Below are 15,756 nucleotides of genomic sequence, written 5' to 3'. Positions count from 1 at the left end.
CTGCATCACCCGATCAGGGCCCGGTAGGCGTCGAGCGCGTGCTCGGGCGGGCCGTCGGCCACGATCCGGCCCGCCTCCATCACGATCACGCGATCGAACGACTCGAGGAGCTCGAGGTGGTGGCTCACGACGACGAGCTGCTCGTCGAGCGTCGCGAAGTGCTCGGCGATGCGGCGCGCGTTGCGCGCATCGAGCAGGGTCGTCGGCTCGTCGGCCACCACGATCGCGGGCTCGCCGACGAGCACTGCGGCGAGGGCGAGCAGCTGCTTCTGCCCGCCCGAGAGACGGTGCGCGGGCCGGTCGGCGAGCTCGGCGAGCCCGAAGCGGTCGAGCACGGCGTCGACGCGTGCGGCCGCCGTCGCGGCATCCAGTCGGTGGCGTCGGAGCGTGAACGCGACGTCCTCGCGGACGGTCGGCATCACGATCTGCGTGTCGGCGTTCGTGAACACGAACCCGACGCGGCGGCGCACCTCGCGGCCGTGGCGGGCGACGTCGAGTCCGTCGACCGTGACCGTGCCCGACGTGGGCGTGACGAGCCCGTTGACCATGCGAGCGAGGGTCGACTTGCCCGAGCCGTTGGCGCCGACGATGCCGATGCGCCGCTCGGTGAGCTCGAGCGTGACGTCGTCGACGACGAGCTCGTCGTCGAATCGGTGGCTGACACGGTCGAAGCGGATGGCGCTCATGCGACGCGCTCCACGATCATCGCGACGCCCTGCCCGCCGCCGATCGAGCACGCCGCGAGGCCCGCACGGGCGTCGTCGGCCGCCGCCATCCGGGCCGCGAGGCGCACCAGCAGGATCGCGCCCGATGCGCCCCACGGGTGGCCGAGCGCGATCGCACCGCCGTCGCCGGACAGGGTCTCCTCATCGAGGCCGAGCTCGTCGCTCACGGCGAGCACCTGCGCGGCGAACGCCTCCGTGATCTCGACGAACCCGAGGTCGGCGGCCGTCATGCCCGCGCGGTCGAGCGCTCGGCGGCCCGCCCAGGCGGCGCCGAGGCCCGGCAGGGCGGGGTCGCCCGCGGCGACCGCGGTCGCTCGGATGCGGAGCGCGGGCAGGCCGAGGCCGCGAGCGAGGTCGGCGGTGGTCACGGCCATGGCGGCCGCGCCGTCGGAGAACCCGCACGAGTTGCCGGCGGTGACGGTGCCGTCCCGGTCGGCGGCGGATGCCCCCGGGTCCCGGTCGAACACCGGGGCGAAGCGCGCGAGCATCGCGGCATCCATCGCGGCCCGCGGGCGGTCGTCGCGCGCGACGCCGTCGATCGCCACGACCTCGGCATCGAAGCCTCCGGCCTCGCGAGCGGCGGCGGCGCGGGCGTGCGAGCGCGCGGCCCACGCATCCTGCCGTTCGCGGGTGACGCCGCGCACCTGCGCGAGGTGCTCCGCCGCCGGACCCATGTCGGGGTCCGGGACGCCGGGCGGCGCGAACGGCGCACGCGTGTAGCGCTCCCCGGTGTCCGGCCACGCCCGGTGCGGGGCGGTCGACGCCGACTCGGCGCCGCCGGCGAGCACGAGCCCGGCGTCGCCGGCGCGCACGCGAGACGCCGCCTGGATCACCGCGTCGAGCCCCGACCCGCACTGCCGGTCGACGGTCACGCCGGGCACGTGCGCGCCGAGTCCGGCGCGCAGCGCGGCCACGCGTGCGAGATCGCCGCCGGGGCCCATGCAGTTGCCGAGCACCACGTCGTCGACCGCGACGCCCGCGGGCGCGACCTCGGCGGCGACGGCGGCCAGCACGGGCGCCGCGAGCGCGTCCACGGTGTGCCCGGCGAAGCCCCGCCCGGCGGTGCCGATCGCCGTGCGTCGCGCGGCGACGATGACGGGTGCCTGATCGCGGGTCATGCGTTCCTCCCGTCGGTGAACGGGGGCGGATGCCCCGTCCCGAGTCGCCCGGCGGCGATCTCCTCGCGCAGTCGCCCGCGCGCGGGCTTGCCCGACGCGGTGCGCGGCAGCTCGGCGGCGAACCAGCGCCGCGGCAGCTCGACCGGGGAGAGTGCCGCGCGCGCGGCATGCGCAACGGCCTCGAGCTGCGCGCCGGGCTCGAGTTCGACGACTGCGACGATGCGCTCGCCGAGCAGGTCGTGCGGCTCGCCCACGACTGCTGCGTCGCCGACGCCCGGGAGTGCGATCAGGTGCGCCTCGACGTCCTCGGCGAGCACGGTCGCGCCCGCCGTGATGATCGCCGAATCCCCGCGACCGAGCACGCGGATCATGCCGCCCGGAGTGCGCTCGACGAGATCGCCGACCGTCGCGTACCCGTCGGCGTCGCGACGCATCCGCCCGCCCACGACACCGAGCGCGAGGTACGGCGATCGCGCCCACAGCTCGAGCCCCGCGTCGACCGGTCGCACGTCGACCTCGACGCCGGGGAACGCCGCGAGGCCGGCGTCGACGCCCGGTTCGTGGCCGGCGGCGAGCACGAACGACAGCTCGGCGGCGCCGTAGTACTCCACGAGGCGGATGCCGCGAGCGGTCGCCTGCTCGCGGAGCCGGGGCGGGAGCGCCGCCCCGGCGACGATCGCCGTGCGGGGCGGTGCCGCGTCGGCGGAGACGAGCCGTGCGAGGCGCGTCGGAGTGGCGTGCACCGCCGTCGCCGTGCCCAGGCCGTCGGTGACCATCGCGCCGATCCAGAGCGCATGGAGCGCCGCGTAGAGGTGCATCGACACCGACAGCGGGCCGGTCACGGCGACCCGGTCGTCGGGTCCGAGTCCGGCCAGTGCGGCGAGCGGTGCGGTGGACGCGAGCCACGACTCCACCGTGCGGGCGATCACGCGCGGCGAGCCGTCGGCCGCGGTCGACCCCGAGGTCGTGAGTGCGAGTCCGGTGCCCGCCGGTAGGTCGTCGGCCATGCGGTCCGCGTCGGCCTGGGTTCCGCCGACGAGCACCGGCCGGCCACGGTCGAGGCCGGCGAGCACGGTCGTGATCACGGCGACGGGGCCGACGTCGGCGCGGCATCCGATCGGACCTCGCCCTGCGGGCAGCTCGGCGCGGGCGACCGCACGCGCGAGCTCGTCGGAGCGGACGTTCCGTCCGCCGAACGAGAGCGCGATCCGGTCGCCTGATGCGCCGAGCAGGTCGATCACTTCGCGGCGGCCTCCGCGGCGGTGCGCCTCCACGGCCACGGGCGCGACTCGATGAGCCCCGGCCACGCGCGGTGCACCCCCTTCGCGACGAGCACGGTCACGACGACCTTCACGATGTCGCCCGGGAGGAAGATCGCGGACCCGGCGATCGCGACGCCGAGCGGCGTGCCGGTGATCGCGGCGAAGACCGGGACGCCGACGAGGTAGATCGCGACGATGCCGCCGAGCGCGGTCGCGCCGAGCGCGGGCAGGACGCGGTAGCGGGGGAGCAGGCGGGCCGTGAACCAGCCGATGACCAGCGCACCGAGGATCCACCCGATCAGGTACCCGACCGACGGGCCCACGAAGACGCCGAGGCCGCCCCGCCCGCCCGACAGCAGAGGCAGGCCCGCCGCGACGAGCACGAGGAGCAGGAGCACGCTCAGCGCGCCCTTACGCGCGCCGAGGATCGCGCCGGCGAGCATCACGCCGAGCGTCTGGAACGTGATCGGCACCGCGGTGCCGCCCAGGTACAGGGCGCCGGGCAGGCCGAGCGCGGCGATGAGCGCGGCGAACACGGCGATCTGTGCGAGGTCGCGGGCGGAGGTGCGGACGCGGCGCCGTTCCGGCGCGGCGACGGGGCTGGGTGCGGCGGTCATGCGGTTCCCATCGGTCGGCGTGAGGGGCGGGGGTGCCCGTGCCGTTCACGCTACGAACCGCGGAGGAGGCGCCGCGCGAGGTGGCCGTACAAGAAACGCCGACCGATTTTGGAGTGGCGGAGCCGCCGTGCTGCGTGAACGGTCGACGTGTGCGATGCAGGCCGGATTCAGTCGTGCCTCAGCTGCACGGATCGACCGTCCGCGGGGTGGATGGTGGCAGCACGCGGGCCACCGTATCGCCGGCGAACCGCATCGGACGACGGCGCCGGTCAGGTTGGTCACGCGGCGCGCGCGGGCTCCTCGACCGCCAGCTCGGCGACGTTGTCGGCGTCGATCGCGGACTCCGCGGCATCCGCCTCGCTCGTCTCGACCGGGTCGGCCCACATCACGAGCGGGGCCGGCGTCCAGCTGAGCGCGTGCGACGTCTCGTCGGCGGGCACGACGACCGCGACCTGCTCGCGCTCCTCGAGGATGGCGCGCGTCACCTCGGCAGCGATCTGGTGGGTGAGCATCGCCTGGAAGATGCGATCGGAGTCGTCCGCCTGGCGGCGGACGAGGGACCATTGGCCGTCCGGACCGATGAACCGCGACAGGCGGGCGTTGACGAGCTCGAAGATGTGCTCGCCACGGAGGTCTGCGGCGGTGGCGCGGGGCGAGGGCGCGGGTGCGGTGTGGGCTGCGGCCTGTGCGGCGAGCCGTGCGCGGCGCCAGCGGCGGAACATCGGTGTCCTCTCGGTCGGAACTGGTGGCGGACTACGTCGGACGGCGTTTCGTCCAGTGTCCGTCACGCGGCGACCCCCCGGGCTCGGACACGCCGCGAGGGCGCCGAGCCGTCGGACGCGGACGGTGCGGGGCGGCCGAGCTACTCGGCCAGCTCGCGGCGCTTCTGCTCGTCGGCGACCGTTCCGATCGCGATGGCGAGCGTCGCGGCCCACGAGACCCACATGAGCACGAGCCTCCAGTCGCGAGGCCCCGCCTGCGTCGCGCGGATGACTCCGATCGCGCCGAACAGCGAACTCAGGACCGCTCCACTGAAGAGGTACTTGCGCATTCCGCAACGCTATCGCGTCGAAACGGGCCGGCGCGACCGGTTGACGGGCGCGGCGCAGACTGGGAGAACGCCCCGAGTCTGACCGATCGTGCAGTCTCTGACCGATCGGTCAACTACGGTCGATCGCATGCCCACCGATGCGAGAACGACGACGCGCGTGCGCGCCGCCGACGAGTTGAAGCACGCCGCCCTCGAGCAGTTCTCCACGGTCGGCTTCGCCGGCACGTCGCTGCAGCACATCGCCGACGAGGCCGGCTACTCGAAGTCGAGCGTGCTGTACCACTTCACGTCGAAGGAGGCGCTGCTTGAGGCCGCGATCGAACCCGCCGTCGAGGGCTTCGAGGACGTGCTCGAGGACTTCCTCGCCGGCCGCGGCAGCGGCGCGCGCGGGGCCCGTCGCCGTGCGCTCGTCGACCGGGTGGTCGACCTGCTGCTCGAGCACCGCGAGGCCATCCATGTGTTCCTCACGCAGGGCCAGAGCCTCGCCGAGCTGCCCGTGATCGCCCGCGCCAACGTCGCCGTCCGCCGCCTCGCGGCGGCCGTGTGCGAGGAGCGCGAGAGCGTCGACGACCAGGTGCGGTTCGGCATCGCGCTCGGCGGGGCCGCGTTCCTGCTCACCGCCGGCCGGACCTTCGCCGACGAGTCGACGCTGCCGAGCGACGAGGAGCTGCGGGGCGCGCTCCGTCGCATCATCGCCGACATCCTCGCCCCAGCCTCGCCCCACAGCAACTGAGAGAGAACCGTGGCCCTCCTCCTCCACCGCATCGGACGCTTCGCCTATCGCCGCGCCTGGATCGTCATCGTCGCCTGGGTGATCGCCCTCGGCGGGCTCGTCGGCGGCGGCATCGCCCTCGGCGGCCAGCTCCAGGAGTCGTACGCGATCCCCGGCACCGAATCGCAGGACGCGATCGACCAGCTCGCCGCCGTCTTCCCCCAGACCGCCGGCGCGGCCGCGAAGGCCGTCGTCGAGGCGCCCGACGGCGACTCCGTCGAGAACGCCCCGTACCGCGACGCCATCGACGACATGGAGTCGCGGCTCGAGGACCTCGACGGCGTGGCGAGCGTGCTCGGCCCGTTCGACGAGTACGCCGGCGACCAGGTCTCCGGCGACTCGCGCTCCGCGTACATCCAGGTGCAGTTCGACGGCCAGGTGACGGATGTCACCGAGGACCAGATCGACGCCGTCCTCGCGACCGGCGACATCGGCCGCGACGCCGGGCTCGAGGTCGCGTTCGGCGGCGAGGTCTTCCAGGAGACCACGTTCGGGCTCACGATCACCGAGGCGTTCGGCGTGATCTTCGCCGGCGTCGTGCTCCTCATCACGTTCGGTTCGCTGCTCTCGGCGGGGATGCCGCTGCTCACCGCGCTCGTCGGGGTCGGCACCGCCTTCGGCGGCATCTCGGTCGTCGCGGCGTTCGCGACCGTGTCGAGCACCGCACCGATGCTCGCCGTCATGATCGGCCTCGCGGTCGGCATCGACTACGCGCTGTTCATCCTGTCCCGCCATCGAACCCAGCTCGCGCGGGGCATGGACCCCGAGGAGAGCGCGGCGGAGGCCGTCGCCACCGCGGGCGGCGCGGTCGTGTTCGCGGGCCTCACCGTGATCATCGCGCTCCTCGGCCTCCTCGTCGTCGGCATCCCGTTCCTCAGCGTCATGGGCGTCGGCGCCGCGTTCGCCGTGCTCGTCGCCGTCTTCGGCGCCACCACCCTGCTGCCCGCCCTGCTCGGCCTCGCCACGGGCCGCCTCGCCCCGAAGCCCGGCAGCCGCGCACACCGTCGTGCGGTCGCCTCCGACGACTCGGGCACGCGCACCATGGGCCGCCGCTGGGTCGACACCGTGCTGAAGGCGCCGGTCGTGTTCGTGCTGCTCGTCGTCGGCCTGCTCGGCGCCGCCGCGATTCCGGCGGCGAGCCTCGACCTCAACCTCCCCGGCGGCCGGGGCGAGGAGGGCACGAGCCAGCGCGAGGCGTACGACATGATCGAGGCCGGTTTCGGCCCCGGCTACAACGGCCCGCTCATCGTCACGGTCGACATCACGCAGACCACCGACATCTTCGACGACCTCGATGCGATCGGCGCCCGGCTCGCCGAGGTCGACGGCGTCGCCTACGTCGGCCAGGGCCTGCCGAACGAGACGGTCGACACCGCGATCATCCAGGTGATCCCCGAGTCGGGCCCGACCGATCCCGAGACCAAGCAGGTCGTCCAGGACATCCGAGCGCTCGAGGACGACATCGTCGACGAGTTCGGCACCCCGATCGCCGTGACCGGCTACACCGCCGTGTCCATCGACATCTCGCAGCGGTTGAACGACGCCCTCGTGCCGTTCGCGCTCATCGTCGTCGGCCTCTCGGTGATCCTGCTCCTCATCGTGTTCCGCTCGCTGTTCGTGCCGATCAAGGCCGCGCTCGGCTTCCTGCTCTCGGCGTTCGGCGCGATCGGCCTCACGGTCGCGGTCTTCCAGTGGGGATGGCTCGCCGACCTCATGCACATCGAGCCCGGGCCGATCCTGAGCTTCCTGCCGATCCTGCTGATGGCCGTGCTCTTCGGCCTCGCCATGGACTACGAGGTGTTCCTCGTCTCGGGCATGCGCGAGGAGTTCGTGAAGACGCGCGACGCGCGGAACTCGATCGTGCACGGCTTCCAGCACGCCGCGCGCGTGGTCACGGCGGCCGCCCTGATCATGTTCTTCGTCTTCTTCGCGTTCGTTCCGGAGGGGACCGGGGTGATCAAGGGCATCGCGTTCGCGCTCGCCGTGGGCGTCGCCTTCGACGCGTTCCTGGTGCGCATGACGCTGGTGCCCGCCGCGATGGCGCTCGCCGGCCGCGGGGCGTGGTGGCTGCCGAAGTGGCTCGGCCGCATCCTCCCCGACGTCGACATCGAGGGCGAGGGCCTGCGCGCCCACCTCGCCGAGTCGGAGTGGGCGGCCGCGCGCGACGCCGACGTGCTCGCCGAGGACCTCCTCGTCGGCGACCCGGCGGTGCCGATCGGCCCGATCTCGGTGGTGGTGCCGCGCGGCGGCGCACTCGTCGTGCTCGGCGAGCCCGCCGAGCGCCGACTCGTGGCCGCCACCCTCGCCGGGCGCGTGCTGCCCGCGGGCGGGCGCCTCGCGGTCCTCGACGCACCCCTCCCGATCGATGCCGGCACCGTCATGCGCCGCGTCGCGATCGCCGACGGGGCAGCGGATGCCGCGGCCGCGGGCAGCGCGGGCGAGCTCATCGCCGCGCGTGCCGACGCGACCCGAGCCTGGTACCGCCTCGACTCGACCCGATCGGCCGTGGACGCGGCGCTGCGCCGCGTCGCGGACGCACGCACGGCGCCGGGCGACGAGGCCTCCCGCCGCTCGCGGACGATCGACCCGGACACCCCGATCGCGTCGCTCGACGCGCTCGACCGACTGCTCGTCACGGTCTCGGCGGCGCTCGCCGAGCACCCCCGGGCGATCGTCGTCGACTTCGACGGCCTCTCCGGCTCGGCCGCCGCGTGGACGGCGCTCGACCGCATCCTGCCCCCCGGCGTCGTGCTCATCGCGACCGCCGACCCCGACGCCGACCTCGACGCCGCCGGCGCGGCGCTCGCGCCCCGCGGCATCCGCACGATCGACCTCGCCACTCGCCCCATGGAGGCACTCCGATGACCCGACCCGACGCCCCCGCCCAGGTCGCGCCCGCGGTGCGCCGCCGAGGCCGCCGTGCCGCGCTCCTCGCGGCCGTCATCGCCGTCCCGCTCGCCGTCGCAGGCCTCGTCGCCGGTGCGGTCGGCGGCGCCGACGAGCGCATGGACTCGATCCCCGCCGTCGTGGTGAACAACGACGAGATGGTCACGACCACCACCCCCGACGGCGAGGAGCAGCCCGTGCTCGCCGGTCGCCTGCTCGTGACCGAGCTCACCGGCGACGGCGACACCGGGTTCGACTGGACGATCTCGAACGACGAGGAGGCAGCCGCCAAGCTCGCCGACGGCGACGCGTACGCGGTGCTCACCATCCCGGCCGACTTCTCGGCCTCGGTCACCTCGCTCGCGGGCGACGCGCCGACGACGGCGGCGCTCGACATCCGCACCGATGACGCGCACAGCTACCTGGCCGGCACGATCGGCTCCGCGGTCGGCGACGCGATCGCGACGACGTTCGGGCAGCAGCTCACGACGCAGTACCTCGAGGGGCTCTACGGCAACCTCGTCCAGGTCGGCGGCTCGCTCGGCGACGCCGCGGACGGCGCGGGCCAGCTCGCCGACGGCGCCGACTCGCTCGCGACCGGCCTCGACCAGCTCGCAGGCGGCATCGGCTCGGCCGCCGACGGCACCGCGGAGGCCGCCGACGGCGCCGCCGCATACGCGTCGGGCGTCGGCCAGTACACGTCGGGCGTCGAGCAGCTCGCGGGCGGGATCGGCACCCTCGACACCGAGGCGGCCGGACTCGACGGCATCACGTCGGGCGTCTCGCAGTACGTCGGCGGCGTCGCGCAGGCCGGGTCCGGCATCGACGGCGGCATCGCCCAGTACGTCGCGGGCGTCCGCTCCGCGGGCACGGGCGTCGACGATGGGATCGCGGCCTACGTCGACGGCATCGGGCTCGCGGGCGACGGTCTCGCCCAGGGGGCGTCCGACTACGTCGACGGCATCGGCGAGCTCGCGGCCGGCGGTGACCAGCTCGCGGCATCCGTGCCCGCGCTGCTCGCAGCCGACCCGAGCGGTGCTGCGCTCCAGGCGGCGATCGCGCAGTACGTGGCGGGCGTGCACGCCGCCGCCGACGGCGGTGCCGCCCTCGTCGCCGGCACCGACGCGACGTTCGACCAGCTCGTGGCCGGCGGCGACCAGCTCCAGGCAGGGACCGCCGGCGGCTTCACGAAGCTCGTCGACGGTGGCGACGCGCTCCGCGCCGGCACCGCGACGGGCTTCGACGAACTCGCCGCAGGCGGCGCCGCGCTCGCCTCCGGCACCGGGTCGGGCATCGACGGCCTGCAGTCCGGCATCTCGCAGCTCTCCGGAGGCGCGTCCCAGGCGGCGGCCGGGTCGCCCGCACTGCGCGACGGCGCCGACGGCCTCGCGTCCGGCGTGAGCGGCATCGCGAGCGGCCTCACCCAGCTGAGCGACGGTGCCGCGGCATCCGCCGACGGTGCGGCCGAGCTCGCCGACGGCACGGGTGAGCTCGCCGACGGCCTCGCCCAGGGCGCCGAGGGCACCTCGTCGCTCGAGGGGCTCGACCCGGAGGAGACCGCGGGCGTCGTCGCCGAGCCGGTCGTCACCGAGGCGACCCGGGCCAACGAGATCTCCACGTTCGGCGAGGTCGTCGCGATGCTCATCGGCCCCATCGGGCTCTGGCTCGGCGCGATGACGCTGTTCCTCGTGTTCCGGCCGCTCCGCCGCGAGGCGCTCGAGACGACTGCGCCGACGAGCACGCTCGTCGCACGCACGCTCTTCCGCGGGTCGCTCGTCGGACTCGCCCAGGCGGCCGCCGTGGTGCTGCTCATGCACGCCGTGCTCGGCGTCGCGTGGTCGCTGCTGCCGCAGACGCTCGCGTTCTCGGCGCTGCTCGCGGTGGTGTTCACGGCGATCCACGCGTTCCTCAGCGCCTGGCTCGGCCGGATCGGCACGGTCGTCTCGCTCGTGCTCGTGGTGCTGCAGCTCGCGGCATCCGGCGGGGTCTACCCGCTCGAGATCGTGAGCGGGCCGTACCAGGCGATCAGCCCGTTCCTGCCGCTGACCTGGGCGGTCCAGGGCATGCAGCTCATCGTCTCGGGCGCGGGCGGATCCGGGGTCTGGGCCGCGGCCGGAGCGCTGATGCTGTTCGGCGTGCTCGGGGTGGCGGGCACCGCGATCGTGGTCGCAAGGCGCCGCGGCATCCGCACCGCACCGCGGCTCACCCCGGTGAGCGCCTGACCTGCAGCGCGGCGGCGTCGGGGCCGGTGCCCTGCGCCGCAGCCGACTCGGAGGCGGCGACCGGCTAGGAGTGGCGGCCTGGGATGATCGCGTCGATGACGCGGCGGAGCGGCGACTCGTTCGGTGCCTCGGTCGGCGCGGCGGTCGGTGCGACGGCGGTGTGCTCGCGTGCGAACGCGACGGTCTCTCGCAGCATGTCGAGCCGCTCGGACTCGGTCTTCGCCTTCCGCGTGTTCACCTCGGCGACGATCGAGCCGTCCCAGCCCTGGTCGGCGAGCATGCGCAGCACCTCGGCGACGGGCTCCCTGCCTCGCCCCGGGAGCAGGTGCTCGTCGAAGATCTGGCCCTCGCCGATCGCCCCCGACCCGTCGCACAGGTGCACGTGACGCAGGCGCTCGCCGAGGTCGGTCGCGAGCTGCATGCTGTCGGTGCCCGAGAGCGCGGCGTGCGAGAAGTCGAGGGTCACCGCGTCGCAGTCCATCTGGCGCGGGTCCCAGCCGGGCGCGTAGGCCTTCATGTTCCGACCCGCGGCGCGCCACGGGAACATGTTCTCGACCGCGATCTCGACGCCGTGCTCCTCCGAGAGCGTGCGCACGATCGGGAGGAACTCGAGCGCGTAGCTCGCCTGCCAGCGGAACGGCGGGTGGACCACGACGCTGCCCGCTCCGACCGCCTTGGCGAGCTCGGCCGTGCGGGCCAGCTTCACGCGCGGGTCGCGGCCCCAGACGAAGTGCGTGAGCAGCAGCACCGGTGCGTGGATCGAGAGGATCGGGAGCTCGTAGCGCTCGGACATCTCGACGAGCGCCTCGGGGTCCTGCGTCGTCGCCTCCTGCGAGACCATGATCTCCACGCCGTCGAACCCGGCATCCTTCGCGATACGGAAGGCGTGCTCGGGTTCGAGTGGGTACACGCAAGTCGTGCTCATACCGATACGGATCATGAGGCTGGAAGTCTAGCCCCGACGGCTGGGGATCGGGTGGGGACCTTCGGCTGTTAGCCTGATCCGAGAGCCGCCAGGAGGATCCGACGACGTGAAGCCCGCGACCGACTCCGACACCGAGCCCGACATCGAGCCGATCTACGACATGGTCGTGGTCAGCAACCGCCTGCCCGTCGACTACGTCGGCGGCGAGGGCGCAGACACGCAGTGGAAGGCCTCGCCGGGAGGGCTCGTCACCGCGCTCGAACCCGTCATGCGGGCCAACGACGGCGCATGGGTCGGCTGGGCCGGCGTCGCCGACCGCGAGTTCGCGCCGTTCGACCACGACGGCATCTCGATCGTGCCCGTCCCGCTCTCCGAGCAGGAGATCGAGGAGTACTACGAGGGGTTCTCGAACGACACCCTCTGGCCGCTCTACCACGACGTCATCGCGCCGCCGAGCTTCCACCGCGAGTGGTGGGAGGCGTACGTCGCCGTCAACCGCCGCTTCGCCGAGGCCGCCGCGGCGGCCGCCGCCGAGGGCGCCGTGGTGTGGGTGCAGGACTACCAGCTGCAGCTCGTGCCGCGCATGCTGCGCGAGAGCCGGCCCGACCTCGTCATCGGCTTCTTCAACCACATCCCGTTCCCGGCGTACGGCATCTACTCGCAGCTGCCGTGGCGGCGCCAGGTCGTCGAGGGCCTGCTCGGCGCCGACGTGATCGGCTTCCAGCGGGCGGCGGATGCCGGGAACTTCTCGCGCGCGGTCCGGCGCCTGTTCGGCTACAAGACGCGCGGCACGGTGGTCGACGTCCCGGAGGAGAACGACACGGTGCGCCACGTGGTCGCGCGCCACTTCCCGATCTCGATCGACGCGGCCGCGTTCGAGGAGCTCGCGCGCATGCCCGAGGTGCAGGAGCGCGCACGCGCCATCCGTCGCAGCCTCGGCGACCCCGACATCGTGATGCTCGGCGTCGACCGCCTCGACTACACCAAGGGCATCCGCCACCGCATGAAGGCGTTCGGCGAGCTGCTGCGCGACGAGCGGCTCTCCGTCCAGCAGGCCACGCTCGTGCAGGTCGCGAGCCCGTCGCGGGAGCGCGTCGAGACCTACCGGCAGCTGCGCGACGAGATCGAGCTCATGGTCGGCCGCCTGAACGGCGACTACTCCACGCTCGGTCACCCGGCGATCACCTACCTCCACCACGGCTACCCGCGCCAGGAGATGGCCGCGCTGTACCTCGCGGCCGACGTCATGCTCGTCACCGCGCTCCGCGACGGCATGAACCTCGTGGCCAAGGAGTACGTCGCGAGCCGCTACGACGACGACGGCGTGCTGCTGCTCAGCGAGTTCACCGGCGCGTCCGACGAGCTCCGCCAGGCGATCCTCGTGAACCCGCACGACATCGAGGGCCTGAAGGACGCCATGGTCGAGGCCACGAAGCTCTCGAAGCGCGAGCGGGCCCGCCGGATGCGGGTGCTCCGCAAGCGGGTCAAGGAGAACGACGTCGCCAACTGGTCCGCGACCTTCCTCGAGACCCTCACCGGGGTCGGGAAGATCGCACCGGGCGTGCCCGACGGGCTGCGCAGCGCCGTCGCCAAGCTCGCCGAGGCTCCGCGGCTCCTGGTCGCGCTCGACTTCGACGGCACCCTGGCCCCGATCGTCGACCGCCCGGAGGACGCCCGCTCGACCGCACGCGCCCGCGACGCGATCGAACGGATGTCGGAGCACGAGGACACCCGGGTCGCGCTCGTCTCCGGGCGCGCGCTCGACAGCCTCAAGGAGGTCGCGTCGCCGCCCGTCGCCGCGCTCCTCAGCGGATCGCACGGCGTCGAACTGCAGCTCGACAGCGGCGGAGACGTGACGATCGACTTGCGCGAGGGCGAGCTGACGCGGCTCGAGCATCTCATCGAGATCGTCGAGCAGGCGGCATCCGCCGCCGACGGCGCCTGGGTGGAGCGCAAGCCCGCCGGCATCGCGCTGCACACCCGCAAGCTGGGCGCCGGCGCCGGTGCCGCGCTGCAGCGCAGCGCCCGCGAGATGGTCGAGCAGGAACTGCCCGGCCTCGCGACGCGCTCCGGCAAGAACGTGCTCGAGTTCGCGGTCCGGGCGAGCGACAAGGGCGAGGCGCTCGTGCGGCTGCGACAGCACGCGGGGGCCGACGCCGTGATCTACGTGGGCGACGACATCACCGACGAGGATGCGTTCGCGGTCCTCGAGGGCGTCGACGTCGGCGTGAAGGTCGGACAGGGCAAGTCGCTCGCCGCATATCGCCTGAACGGGCCCGACGACGTCGCCGAGCTGCTCGAGCTCCTCGCCGACGTGCGCGACGCCGCGCGCTGAAACGCCGCGGCGCGGTACCCGCCCCGCACTGGACGCCGTGGCGAACGGATGCCGCCGCGAGCGCCGATCCCGCGGCGAAACGGGTCGCGCGCGGCCCGTAGACTCGACCCATGTCGGAGATCGATCCCAAGCCCCGCAGTCGCGTCGTCACGGATGGCATCGAGGCCACCACCAGTCGCGGGATGCTCCGCGCGGTCGGCATGGGCGATGCCGACTGGGACAAGCCCCAGGTCGGCATCGCGTCCTCGTGGAACGAGATCACGCCCTGCAACCTCTCGCTCGGCCGCCTCGCGCAGGCCGCGAAGGAGGGCGTGCACGGCGGCGGCGGGTACCCGCTGCAGTTCGGCACCGTCTCGGTCTCCGACGGCATCTCGATGGGCCACGAGGGCATGCACTTCTCGCTCGTGTCGCGCGAGGTCATCGCCGACTCGGTCGAGGTCGTCATGCAGGCCGAGCGGCTCGACGGCTCGGTGCTCCTCGCGGGCTGCGACAAGTCCATCCCGGGCATGCTCATGGCCGCCGCGCGGCTCGACCTCGCCTCGGTGTTCCTCTACGCGGGCTCGATCGCGCCCGGCTGGGTGCGCCTGTCCGACGGCACCGAGAAGGACATCACCATCATCGACTCGTTCGAGGCGGTCGGCGCCGTCAAGGCGGGCAAGATGAGCGAAGAGGACGCCAAGCGCATCGAGTGCGCGTTCGCGCCCGGCGAGGGTGCCTGCGGCGGCATGTACACCGCCAACACCATGGCGTCGGTCGCCGAGGCGCTCGGGCTCTCGCTCCCTGGGTCGGCGTCCCCGGCTTCCGCCGACCGCCGCCGCGACTACTACGCGCACCGCTCGGGCGAGGCGGTCGTCGAGTTGCTGAAGCAGGGCATCACCGCACGGCAGATCCTCACCAAGAAGGCGTTCGAGAACGCCATCGCGGTCGGCATGGCGCTCGGCGGCTCGACGAACATCGTGCTGCACCTGCTGGCCATCGCCCGCGAGGCCGAGGTCGAGCTCACCCTCGACGACTTCAACCGCATCGGCTCGAAGGTGCCGCACATCGGCGACCTCAAGCCCTTCGGCAAGTACGTCATGAACGACGTCGACCGCCGCGGCGGCCTTCCCGTGCTCATGAAGGCGCTGCTCGAGGCCGGGCTCATGCACGGCGACGCGCTCACCGTCACCGGCAAGACGCTCGCCGAGAACCTCGCCGAGATGGACATCCCCGCCCTCGACGGCGAGGTGCTCCGCACGCTCGACGACCCGATCCACGAGACCGGCGGCCTCACGATCCTGCACGGCTCGCTCGCCCCCGAGGGCGCTGTCGTGAAGACCGCGGGCTTCGACGCCGCGACCTTCGAGGGCCCCGCCCGCGTGTTCGAGCGCGAGCGCGCCGCGATGGACGCGCTCACCGCGGGCGAGATCACGCACGGCGACGTCGTCGTCATCCGCTACGAGGGTCCCAAGGGCGGCCCCGGCATGCGCGAGATGCTCGCCATCACCGCCGCCATCAAGGGCGCGGGGCTCGGAAAAGATGTACTACTCTTGACGGACGGTCGATTTTCAGGCGGCACAACCGGCCTGTGCATCGGCCATCTGGCACCCGAGGCGGTGGACGCAGGTCCGATCGCCTTCGTGCGCGATGGTGATCTGATTCGGGTCGATATCGCGGCTCGTTCCATCGACCTACTGGTCGACGAGTCCGAGCTGGCAGCCCGCCGTGACGGCTGGGCTCCGCTTCCTCCGCGCTACACCCGAGGCGTCCTCGCGAAGTACTCCAAGCTCGTGCGCTCCGCTGCCGAAGGCGCGACCACGGGCTGAGGCTCTCGCCTGTCCCGAACTCACCATCACCATGAACA

12 protein-coding genes are annotated in these 15,756 nt (G+C 73.3%); 5 read left to right on the top strand and 7 right to left on the bottom strand.

All coding sequences use genetic code 11. The features are described from left to right. Positions 1 to 5 precede the first annotated feature (5 nt). From ABME02_RS15575 to ABME02_RS15550, 6 genes are all read right to left on the bottom strand, one after another. The gene (locus tag ABME02_RS15575; protein ID WP_353816248.1) at positions 6 to 686 is read right to left on the bottom strand and encodes an energy-coupling factor ABC transporter ATP-binding protein; all 681 of its coding nucleotides are present in this window, start codon (positions 684 to 686) and stop codon (positions 6 to 8) included. Next, on the bottom strand, positions 683 to 1,843 hold the full coding sequence (locus ABME02_RS15570; RefSeq protein ID WP_353816247.1) for a thiolase family protein: 1,161 nt from the start codon (positions 1,841 to 1,843) through the stop codon (positions 683 to 685). The genes ABME02_RS15575 and ABME02_RS15570 overlap by 4 nt, the downstream gene beginning before the upstream one ends. Then, positions 1,840 to 3,084 carry a class I adenylate-forming enzyme family protein gene (locus ABME02_RS15565; RefSeq protein WP_353816246.1) on the bottom strand — a complete coding sequence of 415 codons (1,245 nt, stop codon included), beginning with the start codon at positions 3,082 to 3,084 and terminating at the stop codon, positions 1,840 to 1,842. The genes ABME02_RS15570 and ABME02_RS15565 overlap by 4 nt, the downstream gene beginning before the upstream one ends. Beyond that, the gene (locus ABME02_RS15560; RefSeq protein ID WP_353816245.1) at positions 3,081 to 3,722 is read right to left on the bottom strand and encodes a biotin transporter BioY; all 642 of its coding nucleotides are present in this window, start codon (positions 3,720 to 3,722) and stop codon (positions 3,081 to 3,083) included. The genes ABME02_RS15565 and ABME02_RS15560 overlap by 4 nt, the downstream gene beginning before the upstream one ends. A gap of 278 nt (positions 3,723 to 4,000) precedes the next feature. Then, complete coding sequence (locus tag ABME02_RS15555; protein WP_353816244.1) at positions 4,001 to 4,444, bottom strand: hypothetical protein; 444 nt, start codon at positions 4,442 to 4,444, stop codon at positions 4,001 to 4,003. A 140-nt stretch (positions 4,445 to 4,584) separates the two neighbouring features. Next, positions 4,585 to 4,773, bottom strand: coding sequence for a hypothetical protein (locus ABME02_RS15550; RefSeq protein ID WP_353816243.1), 189 nt, complete (start codon positions 4,771 to 4,773; stop codon positions 4,585 to 4,587). A gap of 127 nt (positions 4,774 to 4,900) precedes the next feature. Here ABME02_RS15550 and ABME02_RS15545 point away from each other — a divergent pair, with 127 nt between their 5' ends. Genes ABME02_RS15545 through ABME02_RS15535 form a run of 3 tightly spaced genes read left to right on the top strand, consistent with a single transcriptional unit; the run spans position 4,901 to position 10,653 of the window. Further along, positions 4,901 to 5,506, top strand: coding sequence for a TetR/AcrR family transcriptional regulator (locus ABME02_RS15545; protein ID WP_353816242.1), 606 nt, complete (start codon positions 4,901 to 4,903; stop codon positions 5,504 to 5,506). 9 nt (positions 5,507 to 5,515) lie between these two features. Next, the gene (locus ABME02_RS15540; protein WP_353816241.1) at positions 5,516 to 8,410 is read left to right on the top strand and encodes an MMPL family transporter; all 2,895 of its coding nucleotides are present in this window, start codon (positions 5,516 to 5,518) and stop codon (positions 8,408 to 8,410) included. Further along, positions 8,407 to 10,653 carry a YhgE/Pip family protein gene (locus ABME02_RS15535; protein ID WP_353816240.1) on the top strand — a complete coding sequence of 749 codons (2,247 nt, stop codon included), beginning with the start codon at positions 8,407 to 8,409 and terminating at the stop codon, positions 10,651 to 10,653. The genes ABME02_RS15540 and ABME02_RS15535 overlap by 4 nt, the downstream gene beginning before the upstream one ends. Before the next feature lie 64 nt (positions 10,654 to 10,717). On the opposite strand, the gene ABME02_RS15530 is transcribed toward ABME02_RS15535, so the two are convergent. Then, positions 10,718 to 11,563 (bottom strand): sugar phosphate isomerase/epimerase family protein, encoded by an 846-nt coding sequence (locus ABME02_RS15530; protein WP_353816239.1) that lies wholly within the window; start codon positions 11,561 to 11,563, stop codon positions 10,718 to 10,720. Positions 11,564 to 11,738: 175 nt separating this feature from the next. Here ABME02_RS15530 and ABME02_RS15525 point away from each other — a divergent pair, with 175 nt between their 5' ends. Both ABME02_RS15525 and ilvD read left to right on the top strand, forming a co-directional pair. After that, positions 11,739 to 13,913 (top strand): bifunctional alpha,alpha-trehalose-phosphate synthase (UDP-forming)/trehalose-phosphatase, encoded by a 2,175-nt coding sequence (locus ABME02_RS15525; protein WP_353816338.1) that lies wholly within the window; start codon positions 11,739 to 11,741, stop codon positions 13,911 to 13,913. A gap of 110 nt (positions 13,914 to 14,023) precedes the next feature. Continuing rightward, positions 14,024 to 15,718 carry a dihydroxy-acid dehydratase gene (gene ilvD, locus ABME02_RS15520; RefSeq protein WP_353816238.1) on the top strand — a complete coding sequence of 565 codons (1,695 nt, stop codon included), beginning with the start codon at positions 14,024 to 14,026 and terminating at the stop codon, positions 15,716 to 15,718. Positions 15,719 to 15,756 lie beyond the last annotated feature (38 nt).

Source organism: Agromyces zhanjiangensis (assembly GCF_040496055.1).
Classification (GTDB): domain Bacteria; phylum Actinomycetota; class Actinomycetes; order Actinomycetales; family Microbacteriaceae; genus Agromyces; species Agromyces zhanjiangensis.
This window is presented reverse-complemented; position numbering and strand designations above follow the sequence as displayed.

Bases quoted from the DNA above. Each gene is read 5' to 3' on its own strand.
- ABME02_RS15525 (WP_353816338.1), top strand. From the start codon at position 11,739: ATGGTCGTGGTCAGCAACCGCCTGCCCGTCGACTACGTCGGCGGCGAG.
- ABME02_RS15575 (WP_353816248.1), bottom strand. From the start codon at position 686: ATGAGCGCCATCCGCTTCGACCGTGTCAGCCACCGATTCGACGACGAG.
- ABME02_RS15560 (WP_353816245.1), bottom strand. From the start codon at position 3,722: ATGACCGCCGCACCCAGCCCCGTCGCCGCGCCGGAACGGCGCCGCGTC.
- ABME02_RS15550 (WP_353816243.1), bottom strand. From the start codon at position 4,773: ATGCGCAAGTACCTCTTCAGTGGAGCGGTCCTGAGTTCGCTGTTCGGC.
- ABME02_RS15535 (WP_353816240.1), top strand. From the start codon at position 8,407: ATGACCCGACCCGACGCCCCCGCCCAGGTCGCGCCCGCGGTGCGCCGC.
- ABME02_RS15555 (WP_353816244.1), bottom strand. From the start codon at position 4,444: ATGTTCCGCCGCTGGCGCCGCGCACGGCTCGCCGCACAGGCCGCAGCC.
- ilvD (WP_353816238.1), top strand. From the start codon at position 14,024: ATGTCGGAGATCGATCCCAAGCCCCGCAGTCGCGTCGTCACGGATGGC.
- ABME02_RS15570 (WP_353816247.1), bottom strand. From the start codon at position 1,843: ATGACCCGCGATCAGGCACCCGTCATCGTCGCCGCGCGACGCACGGCG.
- ABME02_RS15545 (WP_353816242.1), top strand. From the start codon at position 4,901: ATGCCCACCGATGCGAGAACGACGACGCGCGTGCGCGCCGCCGACGAG.